The 22,212-nt window shown below is 73.2% G+C and carries 23 protein-coding genes; 9 read left to right on the forward strand and 14 right to left on the reverse strand.

Translation table 11 applies throughout. From position 1 onward, the window contains the following. Positions 1-8: 8 nt before the first annotated feature. The 4 genes from ACZ3IG_RS07390 to ACZ3IG_RS07405 form a co-directional block, all read right to left on the reverse strand. Positions 9-437: a VOC family protein gene (locus tag ACZ3IG_RS07390; protein ID WP_467429836.1), complete on the reverse strand. Its 429-nt coding sequence runs from the start codon at positions 435-437 to the stop codon at positions 9-11. Positions 438-597: 160 nt separating this feature from the next. Further along, a complete protein-coding gene (locus tag ACZ3IG_RS07395) occupies positions 598-1,023 on the reverse strand; it encodes a PPOX class F420-dependent oxidoreductase (RefSeq protein WP_215166054.1) in 426 nt (141 codons plus the stop codon). 219 nt (positions 1,024-1,242) lie between these two features. Continuing rightward, positions 1,243-2,133 carry an NAD(P)-dependent oxidoreductase gene (locus ACZ3IG_RS07400; protein WP_467429837.1) on the reverse strand — a complete coding sequence of 297 codons (891 nt, stop codon included), beginning with the start codon at positions 2,131-2,133 and terminating at the stop codon, positions 1,243-1,245. Positions 2,134-2,173: 40 nt separating this feature from the next. Beyond that, a complete protein-coding gene (locus ACZ3IG_RS07405) occupies positions 2,174-2,701 on the reverse strand; it encodes an SRPBCC family protein (RefSeq protein ID WP_467429840.1) in 528 nt (175 codons plus the stop codon). A gap of 180 nt (positions 2,702-2,881) precedes the next feature. On the opposite strand from ACZ3IG_RS07405, the gene ACZ3IG_RS07410 reads away from it, so the two are divergent. Then, on the forward strand, positions 2,882-3,346 hold the full coding sequence (locus ACZ3IG_RS07410) for a type II toxin-antitoxin system PemK/MazF family toxin (RefSeq protein WP_467429841.1): 465 nt from the start codon (positions 2,882-2,884) through the stop codon (positions 3,344-3,346). Here the strand turns inward: ACZ3IG_RS07410 and ACZ3IG_RS07415 are convergent. Then, positions 3,331-4,155, reverse strand: coding sequence for a TIGR02452 family protein (locus ACZ3IG_RS07415; protein ID WP_467429842.1), 825 nt, complete (start codon positions 4,153-4,155; stop codon positions 3,331-3,333). The genes ACZ3IG_RS07410 and ACZ3IG_RS07415 overlap by 16 nt on opposite strands. A gap of 210 nt (positions 4,156-4,365) precedes the next feature. Between ACZ3IG_RS07415 and egtA the strand changes: the two genes are divergently transcribed. Genes egtA through egtD form a run of 4 tightly spaced genes read left to right on the forward strand, consistent with a single transcriptional unit; the run spans position 4,366 to position 8,778 of the window. Continuing rightward, positions 4,366-5,643 (forward strand): ergothioneine biosynthesis glutamate--cysteine ligase EgtA, encoded by a 1,278-nt coding sequence (gene egtA / locus ACZ3IG_RS07420; protein WP_467429843.1) that lies wholly within the window; start codon positions 4,366-4,368, stop codon positions 5,641-5,643. Then, entirely contained in the window at positions 5,640-6,959 is a 1,320-nt protein-coding gene (gene egtB, locus ACZ3IG_RS07425; RefSeq protein WP_467429844.1) for an ergothioneine biosynthesis protein EgtB, read from the forward strand. The genes egtA and egtB overlap by 4 nt, the downstream gene beginning before the upstream one ends. Beyond that, positions 6,959-7,822, forward strand: a complete 864-nt coding sequence (gene egtC, locus ACZ3IG_RS07430; RefSeq protein WP_467429846.1) for an ergothioneine biosynthesis protein EgtC — start codon at positions 6,959-6,961, stop codon at positions 7,820-7,822. The genes egtB and egtC overlap by 1 nt, the downstream gene beginning before the upstream one ends. Then, a complete protein-coding gene (gene egtD, locus ACZ3IG_RS07435) occupies positions 7,819-8,778 on the forward strand; it encodes an L-histidine N(alpha)-methyltransferase (protein WP_467429849.1) in 960 nt (319 codons plus the stop codon). The genes egtC and egtD overlap by 4 nt, the downstream gene beginning before the upstream one ends. A gap of 35 nt (positions 8,779-8,813) precedes the next feature. Here egtD and ACZ3IG_RS07440 read toward each other — a convergent pair whose 3' ends face one another. Beyond that, on the reverse strand, positions 8,814-10,079 hold the full coding sequence (locus ACZ3IG_RS07440) for an extracellular solute-binding protein (protein WP_467429850.1): 1,266 nt from the start codon (positions 10,077-10,079) through the stop codon (positions 8,814-8,816). Positions 10,080-10,250: 171 nt separating this feature from the next. On the opposite strand from ACZ3IG_RS07440, the gene ACZ3IG_RS07445 reads away from it, so the two are divergent. The 3 genes from ACZ3IG_RS07445 (at position 10,251) to ACZ3IG_RS07455 (ending at position 11,849) form a co-directional block, all read left to right on the forward strand. Further along, positions 10,251-10,460: a dodecin gene (locus tag ACZ3IG_RS07445; RefSeq protein ID WP_215166045.1), complete on the forward strand. Its 210-nt coding sequence runs from the start codon at positions 10,251-10,253 to the stop codon at positions 10,458-10,460. 109 nt (positions 10,461-10,569) lie between these two features. Continuing rightward, positions 10,570-10,740, forward strand: coding sequence for a 50S ribosomal protein L32 (gene rpmF, locus ACZ3IG_RS07450; RefSeq protein ID WP_215166043.1), 171 nt, complete (start codon positions 10,570-10,572; stop codon positions 10,738-10,740). A gap of 41 nt (positions 10,741-10,781) precedes the next feature. Beyond that, entirely contained in the window at positions 10,782-11,849 is a 1,068-nt protein-coding gene (locus ACZ3IG_RS07455; RefSeq protein WP_467429852.1) for an LLM class flavin-dependent oxidoreductase, read from the forward strand. A 30-nt stretch (positions 11,850-11,879) separates the two neighbouring features. Here the strand turns inward: ACZ3IG_RS07455 and ACZ3IG_RS07460 are convergent, their stop codons facing one another. The 6 genes from ACZ3IG_RS07460 to ACZ3IG_RS07485 all read right to left on the reverse strand — a co-directional run bounded on the left by ACZ3IG_RS07460 (position 11,880) and on the right by ACZ3IG_RS07485 (position 18,072). Continuing rightward, positions 11,880-12,755: a DUF2382 domain-containing protein gene (locus ACZ3IG_RS07460; protein ID WP_467429853.1), complete on the reverse strand. Its 876-nt coding sequence runs from the start codon at positions 12,753-12,755 to the stop codon at positions 11,880-11,882. Between the two features lie 73 nt (positions 12,756-12,828). After that, positions 12,829-13,656: a lysophospholipid acyltransferase family protein gene (locus tag ACZ3IG_RS07465; protein WP_467429854.1), complete on the reverse strand. Its 828-nt coding sequence runs from the start codon at positions 13,654-13,656 to the stop codon at positions 12,829-12,831. Beyond that, positions 13,653-14,429, reverse strand: coding sequence for a GNAT family N-acetyltransferase (locus ACZ3IG_RS07470; protein ID WP_467429856.1), 777 nt, complete (start codon positions 14,427-14,429; stop codon positions 13,653-13,655). Before ACZ3IG_RS07470 ends, ACZ3IG_RS07465 begins: the two co-directional genes overlap by 4 nt. A 273-nt stretch (positions 14,430-14,702) precedes the next feature. Beyond that, positions 14,703-15,452, reverse strand: a complete 750-nt coding sequence (locus ACZ3IG_RS07475; protein ID WP_467429857.1) for a succinate dehydrogenase/fumarate reductase iron-sulfur subunit — start codon at positions 15,450-15,452, stop codon at positions 14,703-14,705. Further along, positions 15,449-17,398 carry a fumarate reductase/succinate dehydrogenase flavoprotein subunit gene (locus ACZ3IG_RS07480; protein WP_467429858.1) on the reverse strand — a complete coding sequence of 650 codons (1,950 nt, stop codon included), beginning with the start codon at positions 17,396-17,398 and terminating at the stop codon, positions 15,449-15,451. Before ACZ3IG_RS07480 ends, ACZ3IG_RS07475 begins: the two co-directional genes overlap by 4 nt. A 2-nt stretch (positions 17,399-17,400) precedes the next feature. After that, the gene (locus tag ACZ3IG_RS07485; protein WP_467429860.1) at positions 17,401-18,072 is read right to left on the reverse strand and encodes a succinate dehydrogenase; all 672 of its coding nucleotides are present in this window, start codon (positions 18,070-18,072) and stop codon (positions 17,401-17,403) included. A 120-nt stretch (positions 18,073-18,192) separates the two neighbouring features. Here ACZ3IG_RS07485 and ACZ3IG_RS07490 point away from each other — a divergent pair, with 120 nt between their 5' ends. Continuing rightward, positions 18,193-19,077 carry a LysR family transcriptional regulator gene (locus tag ACZ3IG_RS07490; protein WP_467429861.1) on the forward strand — a complete coding sequence of 295 codons (885 nt, stop codon included), beginning with the start codon at positions 18,193-18,195 and terminating at the stop codon, positions 19,075-19,077. Between the two features lie 163 nt (positions 19,078-19,240). Here ACZ3IG_RS07490 and ACZ3IG_RS07495 read toward each other — a convergent pair whose 3' ends face one another. Further along, the gene (locus tag ACZ3IG_RS07495; RefSeq protein ID WP_467429862.1) at positions 19,241-21,382 is read right to left on the reverse strand and encodes a putative bifunctional diguanylate cyclase/phosphodiesterase; all 2,142 of its coding nucleotides are present in this window, start codon (positions 21,380-21,382) and stop codon (positions 19,241-19,243) included. Then, on the reverse strand, positions 21,379-22,191 hold the full coding sequence (locus ACZ3IG_RS07500) for an SAM-dependent methyltransferase (RefSeq protein WP_467429864.1): 813 nt from the start codon (positions 22,189-22,191) through the stop codon (positions 21,379-21,381). Before ACZ3IG_RS07500 ends, ACZ3IG_RS07495 begins: the two co-directional genes overlap by 4 nt. Positions 22,192-22,212 lie beyond the last annotated feature (21 nt).

The raw sequence follows: 22,212 nt of genomic DNA on the forward strand, positions 1-22,212 counted from the left end.
CCCGCCGGTCACACCGCCCCGGGCACCTGTTCCGTGACCCCGTTCAGGGGCGAGGCGGGGTCGCTGCCGTAGGGGCGGGTGAAGATCTCCAGCGCGTGGCCCGCAGGGTCGGTGAAGTACACGCCGCGCCCGCCGTCGTTGCGGTTGATCCGGCGCGGGTGCCGGCCGTGCGGGTCGGCCTGGATCGGCACCCGGTCGGCGACCAGCCGGGCCAGGGCGGCGTCGAACTCCTCCTCGGAGACGAGGAACGCGTAGTGCTGCACGGGGATCTCGGTGTCGACGGTGGCGAAGTCCAGGGTGACCCCGTTGGCGGTGGTCACGGGCAGGAAGGGTTCGGCCGGTGCGCCGACCTCCAGGTCCAGGACGTGGGCGAGGAAACGGGCGGACTTCTCCCGGTCGCGGGTGAGAACGATGGTGTGGTTGAACTCGACCGACATGGGTCAGTGCCTCCACGGGCATCTCCGCGGCGCCTCCATGCCTCACCCGGCCGGTGACCGGCACGCGACACCGCGGCCAGGATGGTAGGCGGCTCCGCGCCGCGGTGTCGAGCGCTTTTCCGGCGTGGTGACCAGGGCCCGCCCGGGCCGGGGCGGCGGCTCAGGAGGACGCCTGGTCGCTGTCCTTGTGGGCGCCCCAGCCGTGCCAGCGCTCGACCTCGATGAGCGCGCTGACCCGGGACCGGACCCGGTCGGGGTAGGCGCCGCCGGTGTAGTGGGTGGAGATGCGGTCGATGTCGGCCAGGCCCTCGTCGTCGCGGAACTCGGCGACCCGGCCGATGAGGGTGACGTGGGTGTACCAGTCCTCCCCGTCGAGGACGGTGAGGGTGACCCGCGGGTCGCGGCGCAGGTGTCCCAGGCGTACGCGTCCCTCGTCGAGGCTGATCAGGACGCGGCCGTCGTCCTCCCAGACGTACCAGGTCGGGGTGGAGACGGGGGTGCCGTCGGAGCGGAGGGTCGCCATGACGCAGGGGTTGGCGCGGCGCAGCATCTCGACGGCGTCGGCGGGCAGCGGCGGCTTGGACATACGGACTCCTTGGTCGTTCCGGTTCTCGGTCGTGCTGGTGCTGGGTCGTTCCGGTGCTGGGTCGTTCCGGTGCTGGGTCGTTCCGGTTCTCCGTGGTTACGGCTCTCGGTCGTTCCGGTTCTCCGTGGTTACGGTCGTTCCGGTTCTCCGTCGTTCCGGTTCTCGGTCGTTCCGGCTCTGATCGTTCCCGTTCGCCGGGGCGGCACGCCCCGCTGCCGGTCAGCCGGACGGCTCCTCGGTGAAGCTGGCGTAGTACGCGGCGGCCATGTCCTCGTCGCCGTGTCCCTGCGCGGCGGCCCGGGCCAGGCGCGCGGCGCCCGCGGCGGCCACGTCGAGGCGGACGCCGCCCCGTTCGCCGGCCTCGACGATCAGCCGGGCGTCCTTGGCGGCCGTGTGCACGGCGAACTGCGCGGGGGTCAGCCTGCCCTCACGGATCAGCGCGGCCTTGGCCCGCAGATAGCCCATGTCGAGCCCGCCGCCGGCGATGGCGTCGAAGAAGTGGTCGGGGTCGACACCCAGCGCCCCGGCCAGCGCCAGGACTTCGCCGGCCGCGTTGGTGGCGGCGATGACCCAGCTGTTGGCGACCAGCTTGAGCCGGGTGGCGCTGCCGGCGGCGCCGTCCTCGCCGGTCCACACCGTGCGGTTGCCCACCGCGTCGAAGACGGGCGTCACCGCGTCCCGCGCGTCGGCCGGTCCGGCGGCCAGGACCAGCAGCTGACCGGCCTCGGCGGGCTGCCGGGTGCCGAGCACCGGGGCGTCGAAGAAGACGAGGCCGTGCTCGCGGGCGAAGCCGGCCAGGCCGTCGAGGGCGTCGACGCCCGCGGTGGTCGACTGCGCCCAGGCGGCGCCGGGGCGCAGACCGGGCGCGGCCTGGCGCATGACGTCGAGGGCGGCGGGCCCGTCGTGCAGCATGGTCAGGACGACGTCCGCGCCCCGCACCGCCTCCTCGGGCGTCCCGGCGACGTGCGCGCCGTCGGCGGCGAGCGGCTCGGCCTTGGCGCGGGTGCGGTTCCAGACGCGGACGGTGTGTCCGGCGCGGGCCAGGTTGCGGGCCATCGCGGCGCCCATGATGCCGGTGCCCAGGACGCTCACGGTGAGCTGGTCGGTCATGAGGTCGGCTTCCTCCTCCAGGGGATCACGCGTACGGGGATCAGCCTGCCACCTGGCCGCGGGCGGCCCGGACCAGCCCGTCCAGCCAGGCCTGGTGGCCGTTGAGCATCGGGTTCGGGGTCTGCCGCGCCAGGTCGGCGGCGGGCTTGCCGAACTGCGACTCCTGGGTGAGGATCCGCAGCCGGCCGCCGGGCAGGTCCTCCACCAGCCAGGCGTGCAGCACGTCGAGCCGCTCGTCGGGTCCGCCCTCCTGGAGCGCCGTCCACGACAGGCGGCCCGGCACGCCCTCGCCGGGCGCCTGGAACCCGATGACGCGGGCGTCCAGCGGCGGGAACCCGAAGGTGCCGAAGGCGAAGCGGACGCCGTCGGCCAGCTCGGGGCCGTCGCCGTCGGGGAAGGAGATGCCGGCGACGTTGTCGTAGTACGACTCCCAGGTGGAAGTGTCGACGAGGAACCGCCAGGCCCGGGACGCGGTGACGCCCTGGACGATCACCTCGTTGGAGACGAAGTTGTCGCCGGTGCCGGGCAGGTACCTCTCCGGCCAGTCGATCGCGTGCTGGGTGGTCATGGGGCCTCTCTCGGTGTTCCTGGCTGCATGCTGGCCGCTCGGGCGGCGTGCTGCCACTCGGCGACGCCTTCGACCGTAGGCCGGGCGCCATCGGCGTACCAATAGGAGCCCCGATGGCCGTTATCGGTCCTCCGATGCCCCCGCGGCCGGCGGCACGCCCGCGTCCCGTACGGTACGGCCGTGACTGCCTTCACCGATCAGAGCCACGGGACCGGGGGGAACGCCCCCGGCCGCCACGGCCCGCACGCCACCACCGAGGCCGACGTCCGGGCGGTGGGCCCGGTGCGCACCGAGTACTCCCCCGCCTACGACGGTGACCCCGACCCGGGCGAGATCGTCTGGACCTGGGTGCCCTACGAGGAGAACGACGGCCGGGGCAAGGACCGTCCCGTGCTGGTGGTCGCCCGCGAGGCGGCCGGTACCGTGCTCGCCGTGCAGCTGTCCAGCAAGCGGCACGACGCCGACCGGGACTGGGTGCCCATCGGCAGCGGCCCGTGGGACCGTTCGGGCCGGGACTCCTGGGTGGACACCGACCGGGTGCTGCGGCTGCACGAGGCGGGCATGCGGCGGGAGGCGTGCGCGCTGGACCGGATGCGGTTCAACCTCGTACGCCACCGGCTGCGGGAGCGCTACGGCTGGAGCTGAGCCTCGCCGAACGCCCGCTCGAAGGCGGCGCGGACCGTGGCGCCCCTGGTGCGGTCCAGGACGCCGAAGACCACGTGCGAGAACGCGGACGCGAACCGGCCGCCGGGTCCGAGCAGCGCCTGGAACGCGCCCGCGACCCGCGCCGGTTCGTTGCGGAAGACTCCGCATCCCCACGCGCCGAGGACGAGGCGGCGGTGCCCGTGGGCCACGGCCGTCTCCAGCACCCGCTCGGCCCGGACGGCCAGGGCGCGCGGCAGATCGGCGGCGCGGTCCGGCGCCGTGCGCAGCACCACGCCCGCGTTGGGCGCGGCGGCGGTGAGGAAGGCGGCGGTGTACGGCTCGTCGAGCAGCCGGCCGCGGTCGTCCCGGAAGACGGGGACCGCCGGCGAGTACACGACGCGGTCGGTGTAGAACGGGTCGCGGTGCGCCCGGTGGTGGTCGTAGAAGTCGCGGGCCCGCAGCAGGCAGGTGTGGAGCGCGGAGGCCCGGCACAGGGCCTCCTCCTGGGCCTGGGCGCCGTTGAGGTAGCCGCCGCCGGGATTGCGCGCCGAGGCGAAGTTGAGGACCGCGACATCGCCGCCGAGGCGGCGCGCGGCCTCCAGGCTGCTCTCGCCGGTGACCTCGACGCGTGTCGGTACGGAGGGGGCGTCCGGGACGGGGACGGGCTCCGGCCCGTGCATACGGGTGCCCGACCGGGCCGCCGCCACGGCCGCCGCGATCACCATCTCGCGTCCGTCGGACGCGCGGTAGGCCCCCGCCGCGACGATCTGCTCCGTCCGCTGGGCGATCTCGCGCAGGCGCGCGCTCACGGCGCCACCCCCGTGGACGCCGTGACCGCGTACCGCGCGGTCTCCCCCGTCGTGCTCATGAACGCATCGTGAGCGATGCTGGTCGTGCGGTGCAACGGAGTTTTCGCACTCTTGTGCCGTGCCGCGGGAAGGTCTTGGGTGGGACGAGTGTGCGGCCCGGCCGTCCGGCCGGTCCCCGTCGACATGGTGGAATCTCAGGAGGATCCCGACATGTCAGAACCGTTCAGTGGCTGTGAGAGGCCACGCACCGCCATCAGCGAGGCCGAGGTCGAGGCACTGGTCCGCGGCATCGCCTTCAAGACCGGTCCGCCCCGCCGTCTCGGGGTCGAAGTGGAATGGCTCGTCCACGAGCTGCGCGACCCACGGCTCCCCGTCACCCCCGGACGGCTCGACGCGGCGTACGCCGCACTGCGGTCCGTCCCCCTGAAGTCGGCGCTCACCGTGGAGCCCGGCGGTCAGCTGGAGCTCAGCTCGCCGCCCGCCGCCTCCCTGACGGACGTCGTCGACACCGTCTCCGCCGACCTGGCCGCCGTCCGCGCGGTACTGCGCGAGGACGGTCTGGTCCTGGCCGGCCTCGGCCACGACCCGTGGCACCTCCCTCCCCGCTTCCTGCGTCAGCCGCGCTACGACGCCATGGAGGCGTGCCTGGACCGCACCGGTCCGGCCGGCCGCCGCATGATGCGGGCTTCGGCCTCCGTGCAGGTGTGCGTGGACGCCGGGCACGAGGAGCCCGGACCGCTCGGGCAGGTGCGGCGCTGGTGGCTGGCCCACCAGCTGGGCCCGGTCCTGGTGGCCGCGTTCGCCAACTCCCCGTTGGCCGCCGGACGCCCCACCGGCTGGCGGTCCACGCGGCAGCTGTACTGGGAGCGGATCGGCCCGGGCCGGGCGGGCGGCCCCCCGCTGGACACCGACCCGGCCGGCGCCTGGGCCCGGCACGCGCTGGACGCCCCGGTGATGTGCGTACGGAAGGACACCGGTCCGTGGGAGGTCCCGGACGGGCTCACCTTCCGCGAGTGGACCCGGTCCCGCTCCCCCAGGCCGCCCACCGCGGACGACCTCGACTACCACCTCACCACGCTGTTCCCGCCGGTCAGACCGCACGGCCACCTGGAGCTGCGCATGATCGACGCGCAGCCCGGGGACGACGGCTGGCTCGTGCCGCTCGCTGTCACGGCGGCGTTGTTCGACGACCCGGAGGCCACCGAGACCGCCTACCGGGCGGTGAAGCCGCTGGCCGAGCGCACCGGCGGCCGGCCCGCCCCGCACAACCCGCTGTGGCGGGACGCGGCCCGGCTGGGGCTCACCGACCCGGAGCTGCGCGAGGCCGCCGCCGTGTGCTTCGCGGCGGCGCTGCGCGCGCTGCCCCGGCTCGGCGCCGGCGCCCGGGTGACGGACGCCGTCGCCGCGTACCTGGACCGCCATGTCGCGCGGGGCCGGTGCCCCGCCGACGACCTGCTGGACGAGCACCGGAAGGACCGCTCTCGATGACCGACCCCGCCCACGACGCCGAGACCCTGCGCGAGCGGGCCCTGACCACGCTCGTCACCGCCCGCGACCGCACCACGCTGCTGACCAGCTGCGTGGCGGAGCCGGACCTGACCGCGCAGCACTCGCCGCTGATGTCGCCGCTGGTGTGGGACCTCGCCCACATCGGCAGCCAGGAGGAGCTGTGGCTGCTGCGGGCGGTCGGCGGACAGGAGGCGATACGGCCCGAGATAGACAGCCTCTACGACGCCTTCGAGCACCCGCGCGCCGAGCGCCCCAAGCTGCCGCTGCTGTCGCCCGAGGAGGCCCGCCGGTACGCGGCCGAGGTGCGCGGCCGGGCCCTGGACGTGCTGGCGGACGCCGCCTTCCACGGGACGCGGCTGACGGAGGCGGGCTTCGCCTTCGGGATGATCGCGCAGCACGAGCAGCAGCACGACGAGACGATGCTGATCACTCATCAGCTCCGCCGGGGCCCGCAGGCCCTCACCGCCCCCGATCCGGACCCGGTGCCGCTGTTCACCGGTCCCGCCGAAGTCCTGGTCCCCGGCGGCCCGTTCACGATGGGCACCTCCACCGAGCCGTGGGCGCTGGACAACGAACGGCCCGCGCACCGCCGCGAGGTGGCGCCGTTCCACATCGACACCACGCCGGTCACCAACGCGGCGTACCAGGCGTTCATCGAGGACGGCGGCTACTCCGACCCGCGCTGGTGGACCGCCGAGGGCTGGGACCACATCCGCCGCGGCACGATCACCGCCCCGCTGTTCTGGCGCCGGGACGGCGGGCAGTGGCTGCGCCGCCGGTTCGGGGTGACGGAGGTGGTGCCGCCCGACGAACCGGTGGTGCACGTGTGCTGGTACGAGGCCGACGCCTACGCCCGCTGGGCCGGGCGGCGGCTGCCCACCGAGGCCGAGTGGGAGAAGGCGGCCCGCCACGACCCGGCGACCGGCGGCTCGACGCGCTACCCGTGGGGCGACGCCGACCCCGGCCCCGAGCACGCCAACCTCGGCCAGCGGCACCTGCGCCCGGCGCCCGCCGGCAGCTATCCGGCCGGTGCGTCGCCGCTCGGGGTACGGCAGTTGATCGGCGACGTGTGGGAGTGGACGGCGAGCGACTTCCTGCCGTACCCGGGGTTCCGGGCGTTCCCGTACAAGGAGTACTCGGAGGTGTTCTTCGGCCCCGCGCACAAGGTGCTGCGCGGCGGTTCGTTCGCGGTGGACGCGGTGGCCTGCCGGGGCACGTTCCGCAACTGGGACTACCCGATCCGGCGGCAGATCTTCGCCGGGTTCCGCACGGCCCGGTCCGCGGAGGGCGTCTGATGTGCCGTCACCTCGCCTACGTGGGGCCCGCGCTGCCGCTCGGCGGGCTCCTCGTGACGCCCCCGCACGCCCTGTACCGCCAGTCCTGGGCGCCGCGCCGGCAGCGGTACGGGACGGTCAACGCCGACGGGTTCGGCGTCGGCTGGTACGCCGACGACGACCCGGTGCCGGCCCGGTACCGGCGGGCCGGGCCGGTCTGGGCGGACCGGTCCTTCGCCGACCTGGCCCGGGTGGTGCGCAGTACGGCGGTGCTCGGCGCGGTGCGCGACGCCACCCTGTCCGGGGCGGACGCGGAAGCCGCGGCGGCGCCGTTCGCCGCGGACACCTGGCTGTTCAGCCACAACGGGGCGGTGCCCGGCTGGCCCGGCTCGCTGGCAGGGCTGGTGCCGTCGCTGCCGGCCGAGGAGCTGCTGTCGCTGGAGGCCCGCAACGACTCGGCGTTCGTGTGGGCGCTGGTCCTCGACCGGTTGCGGGCCGGCGTCCCCCGGTCCCGGGCGCTGGCCGGCACGGTCCTGGAGGTCGCCGCGGCGGCCCCCACCGCCCGCCTCAACCTCCTCCTCACCGACGGGGACACGATCGCCGCCACCGCCTGGGGCGACACCCTGTGGTACCTGGCCCGGCCCGGCGGCGGCACCGTCGTGGCCTCCGAGCCCTACGACGACGACCCGCGCTGGCGGGAGGTGCCCGACCGCACCCTGCTGACGGCGAGCAGCGCGGACGTACTGCTGACGCCGATCGAGGAACCGAGCGACGGCCGTGCCCCCGCTCCCGCCGAGGAACCGAGCGACGGCCGTGCCCCCGCTCCCGCCGAGGAACCGAGCGACGCCCGTACCCCCGCACCCGCCGAGGAGTCCCGTACGTGAGCACGTTCCGCATCACCCGCATCCTGCCCGAGGACGCCACGGACGCCGCCCTGCGCGCCGACGTCCTGGCCGGCCTGACGAGCAGCCCCCGCACGCTGCCGCCCAAGTGGTTCTACGACGCGCGCGGCAGCGAGCTGTTCGAGGAGATCACCGCACTGCCCGAGTACTACCCGACGCGCGCCGAACGCGAGATCCTCGCCGTCCGGGCCGGTGAGATCGCGGCGGCGTCCGGCGCCCGCACCCTGGTGGAGCTGGGCTCCGGCTCCTCCGAGAAGACCCGGTACCTGCTGGACGCGCTGACCGGTCTGCGCGCCTACGTCCCGGTCGACGTCAGCGAGAGCGCCCTCGACCGGGCCGGACGGGCGATCGCCGCCGAACGGCCGGGGCTCGACGTGCACGCGCTGATCGCCGACTTCACCGCCCTGGAACTGCCGGACACGCCGGGCCCCCGGCTGCTGGCGTTCCTCGGCGGCACCATCGGCAACCTGCTGCCCGCCGAACGGTCCGCGTTCCTCGCCTCGGTCCGCTCCGCGCTGGCCCCGGGCGACACGCTGCTGCTCGGCACCGACCTGGTCAAGGACGAGGCGGTGCTGGTCCGGGCGTACGACGACGCGGCCGGGGTGACGGCCGCGTTCGACAAGAACGTGCTGTCCGTGATCAACCGCGAGCTGGACGCCGACTTCGACCTCACCGCCTTCGACCACGTGGCGCGCTGGGACGCGGAACGGGAGTGGATCGAGATGCGGCTGCGCTCGCGCACCGCGCAGACGGTGAAGGTGCAGGCGCTCGACCTGGCCGTGGAGTTCGCGGCCGGGGAGGAACTGCGCACCGAGGTGTCGGCGAAGTTCCGCGAGGCGGGCGTACGCGCCGAACTGGCGGCGGCGGGCCTGGAGCCGGTCCACTGGTGGACGGACCGGGAGGGCCGCTTCGCGCTGTCCCTGAGCACGGTGCGCTGACGACGGTACGGGACGTCACCGGGCATCACCGGGCATCACCGGGTGCCCGGGTCGAGGAGTTCGGTGACCCGGTCGGCGGCCCTGCGGGCCTCGGCGACCGGGTCGGCGCCGGTGAGCACGTTCGTCATGTACTCCTTGACCGGGTTGTCCGCCTCGACCGCGCCCCACTGGGGCGTGGTCGGGGTGGCCCGCCCGTGCGCGGCCCCGGCGGCCATGGCGGCGACGCCCTCCTCGCCCGCGACGGCGCCGGCCAGGGACTTCTTGTTCGGTACGTAGTTCATGGTCCGGGCCAGTTCGGTGTTCCACTTCTTCCCGGTCAGCGCCTCGACCACGGCGACGGCGGCGTCCCGGTCGCCGGTGTTCCCGGCCACGACCAGGTCGGAGCCGCCGGTGAACACGGCGCCGGGGGTACCGGCCTTCCTGCCCGGGACGGGGAAGAAGCCCAGCTCGTCCTGGAGCCCGGGGTTCTCCTGGAGGACGGCCTGGGCCGCTCCGGGCACCGCCACGATCTGCGCGACCTCTTCGCGGGCGAACACGCCCGCCTGCGGCGGGTGTTCCTCGTCGGCGCCGACGGGGCCGTCGCCGAGCGCCTGGAGCCGGCGGTAGAACTCCATGCCGCGCAGGGCCGCCGGACTGTCCAGGGTGCCCTCCCAGGAGCCGCCGCCGCGCTGCCGGGCCAGTTCGCCGCCCTCCTCCCAGATGAAGCCGGAGAGCGTGTACCAGTCCTGTCCGGCCAGATAGATGCCCTGGCCGCCGTTCTCGTCGAGCCGTTCGGTGACGTCGAGCCACTCGTCCTGGGTGCGCGGCGGCCGGCTGACGCCCGCCCGCTCGAAGAGGTCCTTGCGGTAGACGACGACGCGGTTGGCGGCGTACCAGGGGATGCCGTACTGCCGGGACTGCCAGGCGCCCGGTTCGGCGAGGCCCGGCAGCCAGTCGCGGATGCCCCAGTCCCGCATCGACTCCAGCGTCAGGTCGAGCAGCCCACCGCCCTCGGCGTAGGTGGGGACCTGGGTGTTGCCGACCTCGATGACGTCCGGCCCGTCCGCGCCGTCCGCCGCCAGCGCGTCCCGCACCTTGTCGACGACGCCGGTCCACTCCTGGAGGCGGAGGTCCAGGGTGATGCCGGGGTGGGTGCGGGAGAAGTCCTCGGTGAAGCGGTCCAGGTACTCCCGCGAGGCGCTGCCCTTCATCAGCCACACGGTGACGGTGCGCCCGCCGGAGTCGTCGTCCCCGGCCAGGCCGCAGCCGCCGAGCAGGAGGGCGGCGGCGGGAACGAGGGCGAGCAGGCGGCGACGTCTCACGAGGGGTCCTGTTCTGTCCGGAACACGGCGAAGGGACACCCGACATGGGGGGACGAGCCCGTGGCTCGTACGGGTGCCTGGATTTTGGTCCGTACCAATGTCGGGGTCAAGGGCCTCCGGCGCATCGCCCGACATGTCGCGCTCCGGCACGGCGTGGGGCACCGTGGAGTGATGACGAACCACACGTATCGCGTCACGGAGATCGTCGGCACCTCGCCCGACGGCGTCGACCAGGCCGTCCGCAACGGCCTCTCCCGCGCCTCGGAGACCCTGCGCCATCTGGACTGGTTCGAGGTGACCCAGGTCCGCGGCCAGATCGAGAACGGCCAGGTGGCCCACTGGCAGGTCGGGCTGAAGGTGGGCTTCCGCCTGGACGAGTGAGCGCCACCCGGGGATCAGCCCCGAGGGGGCCACTTTGTAAATGGCATCCATTTTCATATAGCGTCCTCGGTGACCTTGCCACGCCCCGACCACCGAGGAGCACGTTCCCATGGCCGTCCCCAAGCGGAAGATGTCCCGCAGCAACACCCGCCACCGCCGCGCCCAGTGGAAGGCGGCCACCCCGGCCCTCGTCCCGGTCACGGTCGACGGTGTCCGCCACCTCGTCCCGCAGCACCTGCGCAAGGCGTACGAGCGCGGCCTGCTGCACCCCGAGGGCTGACCGCGCGGGAATGCCGCCGCCCGCGGGACGTTGAACCACGTGTGAGCGCACTGACCGCCCGGACCCCGTTCTCCGTCCTCGACCGTTCCCGCACCCGCGAGGGGCACCCGCCCGGCGAGGCGCTGCGCGACACCGTGCGGTTCGCGCGGGAGGCCGAGCGGCTCGGCTACCACCGGTTCTGGGTGTCCGAGCACCACGGGGTGCCCGGGGTGGCCGGTTCGGCGCCGACCGTGCTGGCCGCCGCCGCGGCCGGCGCCACCCGGACGATCCGGATCGGGACCGGCGGCGTGATGCTCCCCAACCACCGGTCCCTCGTCGTCGCCGAGCAGTTCGGCGTACTGGAGTCGCTGTTCCCGGGCCGGATCGACATGGGGCTGGGCCGCTCGGTGGGCTTCACCGACGGGGTGCGCCGGGCGCTGGGCCGCGACAAGGACGACGCCGACCGCTTCGAGGAGCAACTGGCGGAGCTGCTCGGCTGGTTCGAGGGCACCTCCGCCACCGGCGCGCACGCCCGCCCCGCCGAGGGCCTGACCGTGCCGCCGTTCGTGCTGGCGATGGGCGAGGGCGCGGCCGTCGCCGCCCGCGCGGGCCTGCCGATGGTCATCGGCGACCTGCGCGACCGCGACCGGATGCGGCGCGGCATCGACCGCTACCGCGACACCTTCCGCCCCTCCCGGTGGGCCCGGGAGCCGTACGTCGTCGTCTCCGGCACGATCGCCGTGGGGGCCACCCCCGAGGCGGCCCGACGGCTGCTGCTCCCCGAGGCGTGGTCCATGGCGCACTCCCGCACCCACGGCACCTTCCCGCCCCTGCCGCCCGCCGAGCGGGTCGAGGCCCGGACGATGACCGCGAAGGAGCGCGGCTTCTACGAGGCAGGTCTCACCGGCCACCTCGCCGGCACGGAGGAGCAGGTCGCCGGCGAACTGGAGACCCTGCTGCGGGAGACGGGCGCCCAGGAGGTGCTGGTCACCACCAGCACCTACGACCGCGCGGCCCTGTACGACTCCTTCCGGCGGCTCGCGCGGATCGTCGGGCAGCCGGTCCGGGACGGCGCGGAGCACGTCCCCGGCCTTCCGGAGACGGCCGTCGGCGGCGCGGCGCTCCGCTGAGGGACACACCACGCCGCCGGAGCGGCCGGGTCACTCGCGGCCCGGCCGCCGGATGTCGTCGACCGTGCCCTCGGTCTCGATCCGCTCCTTGCGGACCCGGCCCCGGACGGTCTCGTCCTCGACGTGTTCCTCGGTGGTCAGCCGCACGCGTTCCACCGGTACCGTCTCGGTCTCGACCACGGGGTGCTCCTCGTACAGGGTGACCTCGTGCTCGGCCTCGCTGATCTCCGGACCGGAGAGCGCGGCGTCACGGTTGGCCTCCGTGATCGGCTCCCGTTCCAGACGGACCTCCTCGTGCCGTACGGGGACGGTCTGCTGCACGTCCTCGGTGACCACGTACTTGCGCAGCCGGGCCCGTCCGGCCTCGCGCCGCTCGACGCCGATGTGCAGCCGCTCCTCGGAGAGCGTCATCGCGTCGTCCTCGCGCATGCCCGTACGGTCCGTGCGGCCCCGGCCGGCGGTGCCCGCCATGCCCGCCGTACCGGCCACGCCCGCCGTGCCGGCCGCCGCGGCGGTACCCGTGCCCGTGCCCGTGGCGGTGCCGGTGCCCGGACCACCGGACGCCTCGGCCTCGGACAGCACGCTGTCCCAGTTGACGCCGTAGTAGTCGTAGAGACGGTGCTCCTCGCTCGCCGACAGGTGCCCGCCCGCGTCGATGTCGACGCTGGGCGCGCCCTTGACCTGGTCCTTGGGGTAGGGAACCTCAAGGTGGTCCTCGACCAGGGTCGCGTTGTGGATGGGGATGAACGACTCCTTGGAGCCGAACGTGCCGGTCCTGACACTGACCCACTCGGGGTGCCCGGTCATGTCGTCGAAGAAGACGTGCTTGGCGTCGCCGATCTTGTTGCCGTCGCCGTCGTAGACGGGATGGTCCAACAGCATCGTGATCTCTTCGCGGGTGATCATCTTGGCCTCACCCTCCTTCTGGAGTGACGCTTATCTGGTTTTCCGCATCAAGAGACAGAAAACGGCACACACGTCACAAATTGCACAAACTTTTCGAGTGTGCTTCCCCCTGGTGACCGGTGCGGGCGGCCTCCTCCGCCCCTTCGGCGGCCCGGGCGAGGTCACGGCGGTCGGGACAGGCCCCGGCGGGAACGACCGGCCGCACCCGCACCTCGGCCACCAGACCGCGCGCCGACGCCACCCGCCACAGCGAGGCGAGCAGGGTGTCCTCGCCGACGAAGGCGGGCGTCGTGCTCACCGTCCGCCCGTCCGCCAGGTAGCGGATGCGCACCGGCTGGACCGGTACGCCCGCGTCCAGCGCGGCCTGGAACACGGCCCGGCGGAACGGCCCCCGGGCCCGCCCGCACCAGGTGCTGCCCTCGGGGAAGGCGGCGACCGCGGCGCCGCCGCGCAGTTCGGCGGCGATACGGGCGACGGTCCCGGGCAGCGCCCGCAGCCGGTCCCGCTCGATGAACAGCACTCCCCCGCGGGCGGCCAGCCACCCGGCCACCGGCCAGCCCCGGATCTCCGTCTTGGCCACCATCCGCGCCGGGCGGACGGCGGCGAGCAGCGGGACGTCCAGCCAGGACACGTGGTTGGCGACGAGCAGCAGCCCTCCGGCGGGCTGAGCGCTCCCGGTGATCCGGACCCGGACGCCCGAGGCCCGTACGATCCACCGGGACCACCGGCGCACCAGGGCCGCGGGCACGCGGTGTCCCACCGGCGTCAGCGCGATCCCGGCCAGCAGCAGGACCACGACGGCCGTCAGCCGCAGCACGGCACGCGGTACGGCCGCCGCGGTCCGCGCCCGATCCACGCACGCCTGCGGGGTGCAGGGCGCGGCGGGCAGCCAGACGCTCACCGGGCGGCGGGCACGAGCGAGAGGAAGTGCCGCAGGTAGCGCGGGTTGACCCGGCTCATGGGCAGCAGCACGTACAGGTCGGCGACGCCGAAGTCGGGGTCGTGCGCGGGTTCCCCGCAGACCCAGGCGCCGAGCCGGAGGTAGCCGCGCAGCAGGGCCGGCACGTCGGTGGGTCCGGCCGGCGTCCCGGCCTGCGGGACCCACGGCAGCAGCGGCCGCACCCGGTACTCCTCGGGGGCGAGGTTGCGCTCCCGCACCCGGTCCCAGGTGGCCGACGCGAGGGCGCCGCCGTCGGCGAGCGGGACGGAGCAGCAGCCGGCCAGCCACTCGTGGCCGCGGTCGGTCATGTAGCGGGCGATGCCGGCCCAGATGAGCCCGATGACGGCGCCGTCGCGGTGGTCGGGGTGGACACAGGAGCGGCCCACCTCGACCAGGTCCGGACGGATCGGGTCCAGCGCGGCCAGCTCGAACTCGCTCTCCGCGTAGAGCCGTCCGGCGACCGAGGCGCGCTCGGGCGGCAGCAGCCGGTAGGTGCCGACGACCTGTCCGCTGACCTCCTCGCGGACCAGCAGGTGGTCGCAGTACGCGTCGAAGGAGTCGATGTCGAGGCCCGGCTGCGGGCCGGACAGCAGCGCCCCCATCTCGCCGGCGAAGACCTCGTGCCGCAGCCGCTGCGCGGCCCGGACCTCGTCCTCGTCGCGGGCGAGGGAGACGGTATAACGGACGGGTGCCGCGGGCTGCGGGGGACGGTCGACGGTCAGTACACCGCTCATGACTGCTCTCCTGGTCGAGGGGCCGGGCTCGCCACAGTTCTTCCGAGCCCGGCTGTCCTGCGCATGACCAGCGCCGGGAGAGCGGATGTGCGCTTGCTGAATGCCGGGGGCGCGACAGGCGAGACGGGACCGGGAGGAGCACCTCTCCCGGTCCCGCCCGTCCACCCTTTTCGGCGAACGTTCACTCCCGCAGGGGCGCGGGGCTGTGTCGATTCGCGGCTCCGCCGCGTGGGCGCGACCAGCCACAACGACGCCGCGCCCCGCAACGGAGAACTACCGCTTCCCGGCCTTCCGGGCCGCCCGCAACCACTCCTTGTTCATGCTCGTGATGGACATCAGAGGAATGCCCTTCGGGCACGCGGTGGCGCACTCACCCGCCAGCGTGCACCCGCCGAACCCCTCCGCGTCCATCTGCCCCACCATGTCCAGCACCCGGGACTCCCGCTCCGGCGCTCCCTGCGGCAGCACGTTCAGGTGATTGACCTTCGCGGACGTGAACAGCATCGCCGCCCCGTTGGGACACGCGGCCACACACGCGCCGCAGCCGATGCACTCCGCGTGCTCGAACGCGAAGTCGGCGTCCGGCTTCGGCACCGGCGTGGCGTGGGCCTCCGGCGCGGCGCCGGTCGGCGCGGTGATGTAGCCGCCGGCCTGGATGATCCGGTCGAACGCGGACCGGTCCACGACCAGGTCCTTCACCACCGGGAAGGCCGACGCCCGCCACGGCTCGATGTCGATCGTGTCGCCGTCCTGGAAGGACCGCATGTGCAGCTGGCAGGTGGTGGTGCGCTCGGGCCCGTGCGCGTCACCGTTGATGACGAGCGAGCAGGCGCCGCAGATGCCCTCGCGGCAGTCGTGGTCGAAGGCGACGGGGTCCTCGCCCTGGAGGATCAGCTCCTCGTTGAGGGTGTCGAGCATCTCCAGGAACGACATGTCCCGTGAGATCCCGTCCACCTCGTACGTGGACATGGCGCCTTCGGCGTCGGCGTTCTTCTGGCGCCAGACGCGCAGGGTGAGCCTCATGCGTAGCTCCGCTGGGTGGGGTGGACGTACTCGAAGACCAGGTCTTCCTTGTGCAGGACGGGAGCCTCGCCGGTGCCGGAGAACTCCCAGGCGGCGGCGTAGGAGAACTCCTCGTCCCTGCGGGCGGCCTCGCCGTCCGGGGTCTGGGACTCCTCGCGGAAGTGGCCGCCGCAGGACTCGGCGCGGTGCAGCGCGTCGAGGCACATCAGCTCGGCCAGTTCCAGGTAGTCGACGATGCGGTTGGCCTTCTCCAGCGACTGGTTGAACTCCTCGCCGGTGCCGGGCACCTTGATCCGGCGCCAGAACTCCTCGCGGATCTGCGGGATGCGCTCAAGGGCCTTGCGCAGCCCGGAGTCGGTGCGGGCCATGCCGCAGAACTCCCACATCAGCTCGCCGAGTTCACGGTGGAAGGAGTCGGGGGTGCGGTCGCCGTCGACGGACAGCAGCAGGTTCAGCCGGTCCTGGGTCTCGGCCAGCACCTCCTGCACCACCGGATGGTCGTCGCCGACCTCGTCCTGGTGGGGGTTGCGGGCGAGGTAGTCGTTGATGGTGGCCGGCAGCACGAAGTAGCCGTCGGCCAGGCCCTGCATCAGCGCGGAGGCGCCGAGCCGGTTGGCGCCGTGGTCGGAGAAGTTGGCCTCGCCGACCGCGAACAGACCGGGGACCGTGGTCTGGAGGTCGTAGTCGACCCACAGGCCGCCCATCGTGTAGTGCACGGCGGGGTAGATCCGCATCGGGACCTCGTAGGGGTCCTCGTCGGTGATCCGCTGGTACATGTCGAAGAGGTTGCCGTACTTGGCCTCGACCGCCTTGCGCCCCATGCGCTTGATCGCGTCCGCGAAGTCCAGGTAGACGCCCTGCCCGCCGGGGCCGACGCCCCGTCCCTCGTCGCAGACGTTCTTCGCGGCGCGGGAGGCGATGTCGCGGGGGACGAGGTTGCCGAAGGACGGGTAGATGCGCTCCAGGTAGTAGTCGCGCTCGTCCTCGGGGATCTTGTTCGGCGGGCGGTCGTCGCCCTTGGCCCTGGGCACCCAGATCCGGCCGTCGTTGCGCAGCGACTCGCTCATCAGCGTCAGCTTGGACTGGTGGTCGCCGGTGCGCGGGATGCAGGTGGGGTGGATCTGCGTGAAGCAGGGGTTGGCGAAGTACGCGCCGCGCCGGTGCGCCCGCCACACGGCGGTCGCGTTGGAGTTCATGGCGTTGGTCGACAGGTAGAAGACGTTGCCGTAGCCGCCGGAGGCCAGCACCACCGCGTCCGCGAAGTACGTGTCGATCTTCCCGGTGATCAGGTCGCGGGCGACGATCCCGCGGGCCCGCCCGTCGACGACGATCACGTCCAGCATCTCGGTACGGGGGTGCAGCTCGATGTTCCCGGCCGCGACCTGCCGGCTGAGCGCCTGGTAGGCGCCGAGGAGGAGCTGCTGGCCCGTCTGGCCGCGGGCGTAGAAGGTACGGGAGACCTGGACGCCGCCGAAGGAGCGGGTGTCGAGCAGACCGCCGTACTCGCGGGCGAAGGGCACGCCCTGCGCCACGCACTGGTCGATGATCTCGACGGAGATCTGCGCGAGGCGGTGGACGTTGGACTCGCGGGCCCGGAAGTCGCCGCCCTTGACGGTGTCGTAGAACAGGCGGTGCACGGAGTCGCCGTCGTTGCGGTAGTTCTTCGCCGCGTTGATACCGCCCTGCGCGGCGATGGAGTGGGCGCGGCGCGGGGAGTCCTGGTAGCAGAACTGGACGACGTGGTAGCCCTGTTCGGCGAGGGTCGCGCCGGCCGAGCCGCCCGCGAGGCCGGTGCCCACCACGATCACCGTGTGCTTGCGGCGGTTGGCGGGGTTGACCAGCTTGGCCTCGAACCGGCGCTTGTCCCAGCGCTCGTTGATCGGGCCCCGGGGGGCCTTGGTCTCGACGACCGGCGCACCGGTCGTGTAGTCGGCGTAGGAAGTCATGTTCAGCTCACCACTCCGGTCATGACGCCCACGGGGACGGCGATGAAACCGGCCGTGAGCAGCAGCGCGAGGACGTTGGCGACGGTCTTCAGGGCGCGGTCGCGGGTGCGGCTGCCGGCGCCGAGGGTCTGGGCGGCGCTCCAGAAGCCGTGCTGGATGTGCAGGCCGAGGGCGAGCATGGCGACGATGTAGACGACGTTGCCGTACCAGGTGGAGAAGGTGTCCACGACGTTCTGGTAGGGCTTGCCCGACTCGAAGCCGCCGGAGTGCACGGTGCCGGTGGTCAGGTCCAGGATGTGCCAGACGATGAACAGGGCGAGGATGATCCCGCCGTACCGCATGGTGTTCGTCGCGTAACTGGCCCGCTTCCGCTTGTGCGCGTACTGGGTGGGCCGTGCCTTGATGTCGCGGCGGCTGAGCTGGTACGCGGAGGTGGCGTGGGCGACGACGGCGACGACCAGCACGACGCGGACCAGCCACAGCGTCCACTCGTAGTGCATGAACGGCTCACCGACCGTGCGCAGCCAGTGGGCGTAGTGGTTGAACTCCTCCGTACCGAAGAAGATCTTCAGGTTGCCGATCATGTGGACGACCAGGTACAGCAGCATGATCAGCCCGCTGACCGCCATCACGGTCTTCTTGCCGACGGTCGAGTCCCACACGGTGCGTGCCATGGACGGCCGTCGGTCCGTCCGCGTTGCCAGAGCCATGTCACAAGACGCTAGGGCCGGACGGCCCCATCGGTCCAAGACATGGTCCGGCTCGTTCCGATAGGCGATGCCTATGATGGGCGGATGCAGTTCCAGCAGCTCCAGTACTTCGTGGCGGTGGCCGAGACCCGGCACTTCACCCGGGCCGCCGACCTGGTCCACGTCTCCCAGCCGTCGCTGTCGCAGCAGGTCAAGGCGTTGGAGCGGGAGCTGGGCGCCGATCTGTTCCAGCGGGCGCGGGGCAACATCACGCTGACCGACGCCGGGGAGGCGCTGCTGCCGCTGGCCCGGCGCATCCTGGCCGACGCGGACACCGCCCGGCACGAGGTGCAGGAGCTGGCGCAGTTGCGCGGCGGCCGGGTCCGGCTGGGCGCCACGCCGAGCGTGTGCACCGGTCTGCTGCCGGACGTGCTGCGCGCCTTCCACGACCGCTACCCCGGCATCCGGCTGCTGATCGAGGAGGGCGGCAGTCACGACCTGGTACGGGAGCTGGCGCGCGGCGCGCTCGATCTCGCGCTGGTCGTCCTGCCGCTGCCCACGCCCTCGCCGGCGCTGACCACGGTGGAGCTGCTGCGCGAGGACCTGGTGGTGGTGTCGTCACCGGAGGAGCCGAGGCCCGGGGGCGGGCGGCGGGCGGTGGACATCGGCGATCTGGAGGGCGAGCGCCTGGTGATGTTCCGGCACGGCTACGACCTGCGGGAACTGACGGTCGCGGCATGCCGCTCCGCGGGGTTCGAGCCGACGTTCGCGGTCGAGGGCGGTGAGATGGACGCCGTGCTCGGTTTCGTGCGGGCGGGGCTCGGGATCGCGGTCGTGCCCCGGATGGTGGCGGCGCGGTCGGGGCGGGGGCTGCGGGTCACTCCGCTGACCCGGCCCGGACTGCACCGGACGATCGCGCTGGCCCACCGCAGCGACGTGGCTCCGCCGAGGGCGGCGCGGGAACTCCAGCGGATGTTGCTGGAACGGTGACGTCTCGACGCCGGGCGCGGAGATGCCCCCCCGGGGGCGCGGGGAACTGCGCGCTCAGCCACGGCGGAGCCCGCACGTGTCGTCTTCGGGTGCGGGTTCCGTTGTGGCTGGTCGCGCGGTTCCCCGCGCCCCTGGCGGCATCAGCCCACCCTGCGCCGAGAAGTCACCCCGTGGCGTCCACCAGCGCCAGCTGGTGGAGCCGTTCCGGCGGGCCCGGACGGGCGTAGTACCAGCCCTGGGCCGTGTCGCAGCCGAGGACGCGGAGCTGCTCGGCCTGCGCGCCGGTCTCCACGCCCTCCACGGTGACCGCGAGGTCGAGGCCGTGGGCGAGGGAGACGATGCCCTCGACGATCCTGAGGTCGACCGGGTCGGCCGGGAACTGCTGCATGCTCTGGGTGAAGGAGCGGTCCAGTTTCAGGACGCTCACCGGCAGCCGGCGCAGGTTGGCCAGGTTGGAGTAGCCGGTGCCGAAGTCGTCCAGGGCGATGTCGACGCCCATCTCGGCCAGCCGGCGCAGCGGTTTGAGCAGGTCGTCGTCGGCGCCGATCAGCGCCGACTCGGTCACCTCCAGGCAGAGCGCGTCCGGCGTGACGCCGGCCCGCTCCAGGATGTCGACGGTGTCCTGGACCAGCCCGGGGTGGGTGAGCTGGCAGGGCGAGAGGTTGACGTTGATGCGCAGCGGGTCCGCGCCGCCGTCGCCGTACAGCTCCCGCCAGGCGCGGGCCTGGCGCACCGACTGCTCCAGGACCCAGCGGCCCAGCGGCACGATCAGGCCGGTGTGCTCGGCGAGCGGAATGAACCGGTCCGGGCCGAGCACGCCGTGCTGCGGGTGCAGCCAGCGCACCAGGGCCTCCGCGCCGCGCACGCTGCCGTCGCCGAGGTGGACCAGCGGCTGGTACTCGATGAAGAACTCGCCGCGCTCCAGCGCCGCCGGCAGCGCGGTGGTCAGCCCGTGCCGGGTGATGGCGCGGGCGTCGGCCTCCGGGTCGGCCAGCTCGTAGCGGTTGCCGCCCGCCGACTTGGCCCGGTACATGGTGATGTCGGCGCTGCGCAGCACCTCGGCCGCGCTGCGCTCCCCCGCCGGTCCCTCGACGATGCCGATGGAGCCGCGCACGGTGATCTCCCGGCCGTCGATGCCGATCGGCGCGAGCAGCGCGTTCATGATCCGGCCGGCCAGTTCGTCGACCTCGTACGCGGTGTCCGTACCGGTGGTGAGTGCCACGAACTCGTCGCCGCCGAGCCGGGCGACCATCTCGCCGGGCGCGGTGGCGCAGGCCTGGAGCCGGTCGGCGACCTCGACCAGGAGCCGGTCGCCGGCCGCGTGCCCGAGGCTGTCGTTGACGGTCTTGAAGCCGTCGAGGTCGAGGTAGCACAGGCCGAAGCGCTGGCCCGCGCCGGCGTTCAGGGCCTTCTCCAGGCGCTCGAAGAAGAAGCTGCGGTTGGGCAGGCCGGTGAGCGCGTCGTGGGTGGCCTCGTAGCGCAGCCGCAGATTGAGCAGCCGGCGCTCGGTGGTGTCCTCCATCAGCGCGAGCTGGTACTGCGGGACGCCGTCGGCGTCGCGCAGCAGGGAGACGGTCAGGTTGGTCCACAGCACGGTGCCGTCGGGCCGGTAGAACGCCTTCTCCAAGTGGTAGTGCTCGCGCTCGCCACGCACCAGTTCGTCGTAGAGCCGCCAGGTCTGCGGGGCGTCGTCGGGGTGCGTCCAGTCCCGGACCCTGCCCTGGCGCAGCTTCTGGTCGGTCAGGCCGAACATGCGCGTCAGCGCCTCGTTGACCTGGAGGATGTTGCCGTCGAGGTCGGCGATGCCGATGCCTATGGCGGCCCCCTCGAAGACCGCGCGGAAGCGGGCCTCGCTGGCGTGCAGCGCGGCGGCCACCACGCCCTGCGCCTTCAGCGCGGCCTGGGCGATGGACTCCTGCTCGGCCAGGGTGCGGGCGCGCAGCGCCTGCGCGAAACCGGCCGCCATCGCGTGCTGCATCCGCGAGGAGCGGGCCCGCAGGTCCTCCTGGTCGCCGCCCTCACCGCAGTACAGCACCAGATAGGCGTCGACGCAGTCCAGCGTGCGGCTGAGCGCCTCGGGGTCGGTGCAGTGGGCGTCGACGAGCGCGGCGCCGACCGCCTTGGCCTCCTCCGCGTCGAAGGCCCGCTCGCGCAGCACCTCGCTCAGCCGCCGGGCCAGCGGCAGCAGTTCGGCCTCGAACTCCGGCCGGGTCGACGACGTCGTGGTGACCGGGAACACCGCCCGGCTCCAGATCGTGGCGAATCTGCGCAGTCTGTCCTCCGGCCCGTCCGGCTGCGCGGTCACGCGGTACGCCCCACGCCCGCGAAACCGGAGAACGCATAGGGGTCCTCGTCCTCCGGCGCGCCCTCGGGGCGCCAGCGCGCCATCGGCACCAGTCCGGGTTCCACCATGTCGTACCCCTCGAAGAACCGCGCGATCTCCTCGCGCGTGCGCATGATCAGCGGATTGCGGATGTCCTTGTACACGTCCACCGCGCCGGTGGCCCGCTCCGGCGGCAGCGGGATGCCCTCGTACGCGGCGTGCGTGAGGACCAGCATGCTGCCGGGCGCGAGCGCGGAGCTCAACTCGGCCACCGCCGCGTACGGGTCGTCCTCGTCTGCCACGAAGTGCAGTATGGCAACGAGGAGCAGGGCCACCGGCCGATTCAGGTCGATCAACCGCTCCACCTGCTCACTGGCGAGGATCTCGCCCGGCTTGAGCAGGTCGGCGGCAACGATGTCGGCGTCCTCGTCGCCGGCCAGGACGGCCTCGCTGTGCGCGACGGCCACCGGGTCGTGGTCGACGTAGACGACGCGGGCGCCCGGGCAGGCCCGCCGGGCCACCTCGTGGACGTTGCCGAAGGTGGGGATGCCGGAGCCGATGTCCAGGAACTGGGTGACGCCCTCGCCCGCGGCGAAGCGCACCGCGCGGCGCATGAACGCCCGGTTGGCCTGCATGACCTTGGGGAGTCCCGGCATGAACTCCATGGCTCTGCGGGCCGCTTCCCGGTCGACCTCGAAATTGTGCGAACCGCCCAGGTAGAAATCGTAGATCCGGGACACGCTGGGCACCGTGATGTCGATGCTCCGCGGGGCCCAGGCGGGACGCTCCATCTGGCTCTCCAAGGCTGAAGG

The organism is Streptomyces sp. NPDC016677 (assembly GCF_055562815.1).

Bases quoted from the DNA above. Each gene is read 5' to 3' on its own strand.
- ACZ3IG_RS07390 (WP_467429836.1), bottom strand. From the start codon at position 437: ATGTCGGTCGAGTTCAACCACACCATCGTTCTCACCCGCGACCGGGAG.
- ACZ3IG_RS07395 (WP_215166054.1), bottom strand. From the start codon at position 1,023: ATGTCCAAGCCGCCGCTGCCCGCCGACGCCGTCGAGATGCTGCGCCGC.
- ACZ3IG_RS07400 (WP_467429837.1), bottom strand. From the start codon at position 2,133: ATGACCGACCAGCTCACCGTGAGCGTCCTGGGCACCGGCATCATGGGC.
- ACZ3IG_RS07405 (WP_467429840.1), bottom strand. From the start codon at position 2,701: ATGACCACCCAGCACGCGATCGACTGGCCGGAGAGGTACCTGCCCGGC.
- egtA (WP_467429843.1), top strand. From the start codon at position 4,366: ATGTCAGAACCGTTCAGTGGCTGTGAGAGGCCACGCACCGCCATCAGC.
- egtB (WP_467429844.1), top strand. From the start codon at position 5,640: ATGACCGACCCCGCCCACGACGCCGAGACCCTGCGCGAGCGGGCCCTG.
- egtC (WP_467429846.1), top strand. From the start codon at position 6,959: ATGTGCCGTCACCTCGCCTACGTGGGGCCCGCGCTGCCGCTCGGCGGG.
- ACZ3IG_RS07445 (WP_215166045.1), top strand. From the start codon at position 10,251: ATGACGAACCACACGTATCGCGTCACGGAGATCGTCGGCACCTCGCCC.
- rpmF (WP_215166043.1), top strand. From the start codon at position 10,570: ATGGCCGTCCCCAAGCGGAAGATGTCCCGCAGCAACACCCGCCACCGC.
- ACZ3IG_RS07460 (WP_467429853.1), bottom strand. From the start codon at position 12,755: ATGATCACCCGCGAAGAGATCACGATGCTGTTGGACCATCCCGTCTAC.
- ACZ3IG_RS07470 (WP_467429856.1), bottom strand. From the start codon at position 14,429: ATGAGCGGTGTACTGACCGTCGACCGTCCCCCGCAGCCCGCGGCACCC.
- ACZ3IG_RS07475 (WP_467429857.1), bottom strand. From the start codon at position 15,452: ATGAGGCTCACCCTGCGCGTCTGGCGCCAGAAGAACGCCGACGCCGAA.
- ACZ3IG_RS07480 (WP_467429858.1), bottom strand. From the start codon at position 17,398: ATGACTTCCTACGCCGACTACACGACCGGTGCGCCGGTCGTCGAGACC.
- ACZ3IG_RS07485 (WP_467429860.1), bottom strand. From the start codon at position 18,072: ATGGCACGCACCGTGTGGGACTCGACCGTCGGCAAGAAGACCGTGATG.
- ACZ3IG_RS07490 (WP_467429861.1), top strand. From the start codon at position 18,193: ATGCAGTTCCAGCAGCTCCAGTACTTCGTGGCGGTGGCCGAGACCCGG.
- ACZ3IG_RS07500 (WP_467429864.1), bottom strand. From the start codon at position 22,191: ATGGAGCGTCCCGCCTGGGCCCCGCGGAGCATCGACATCACGGTGCCC.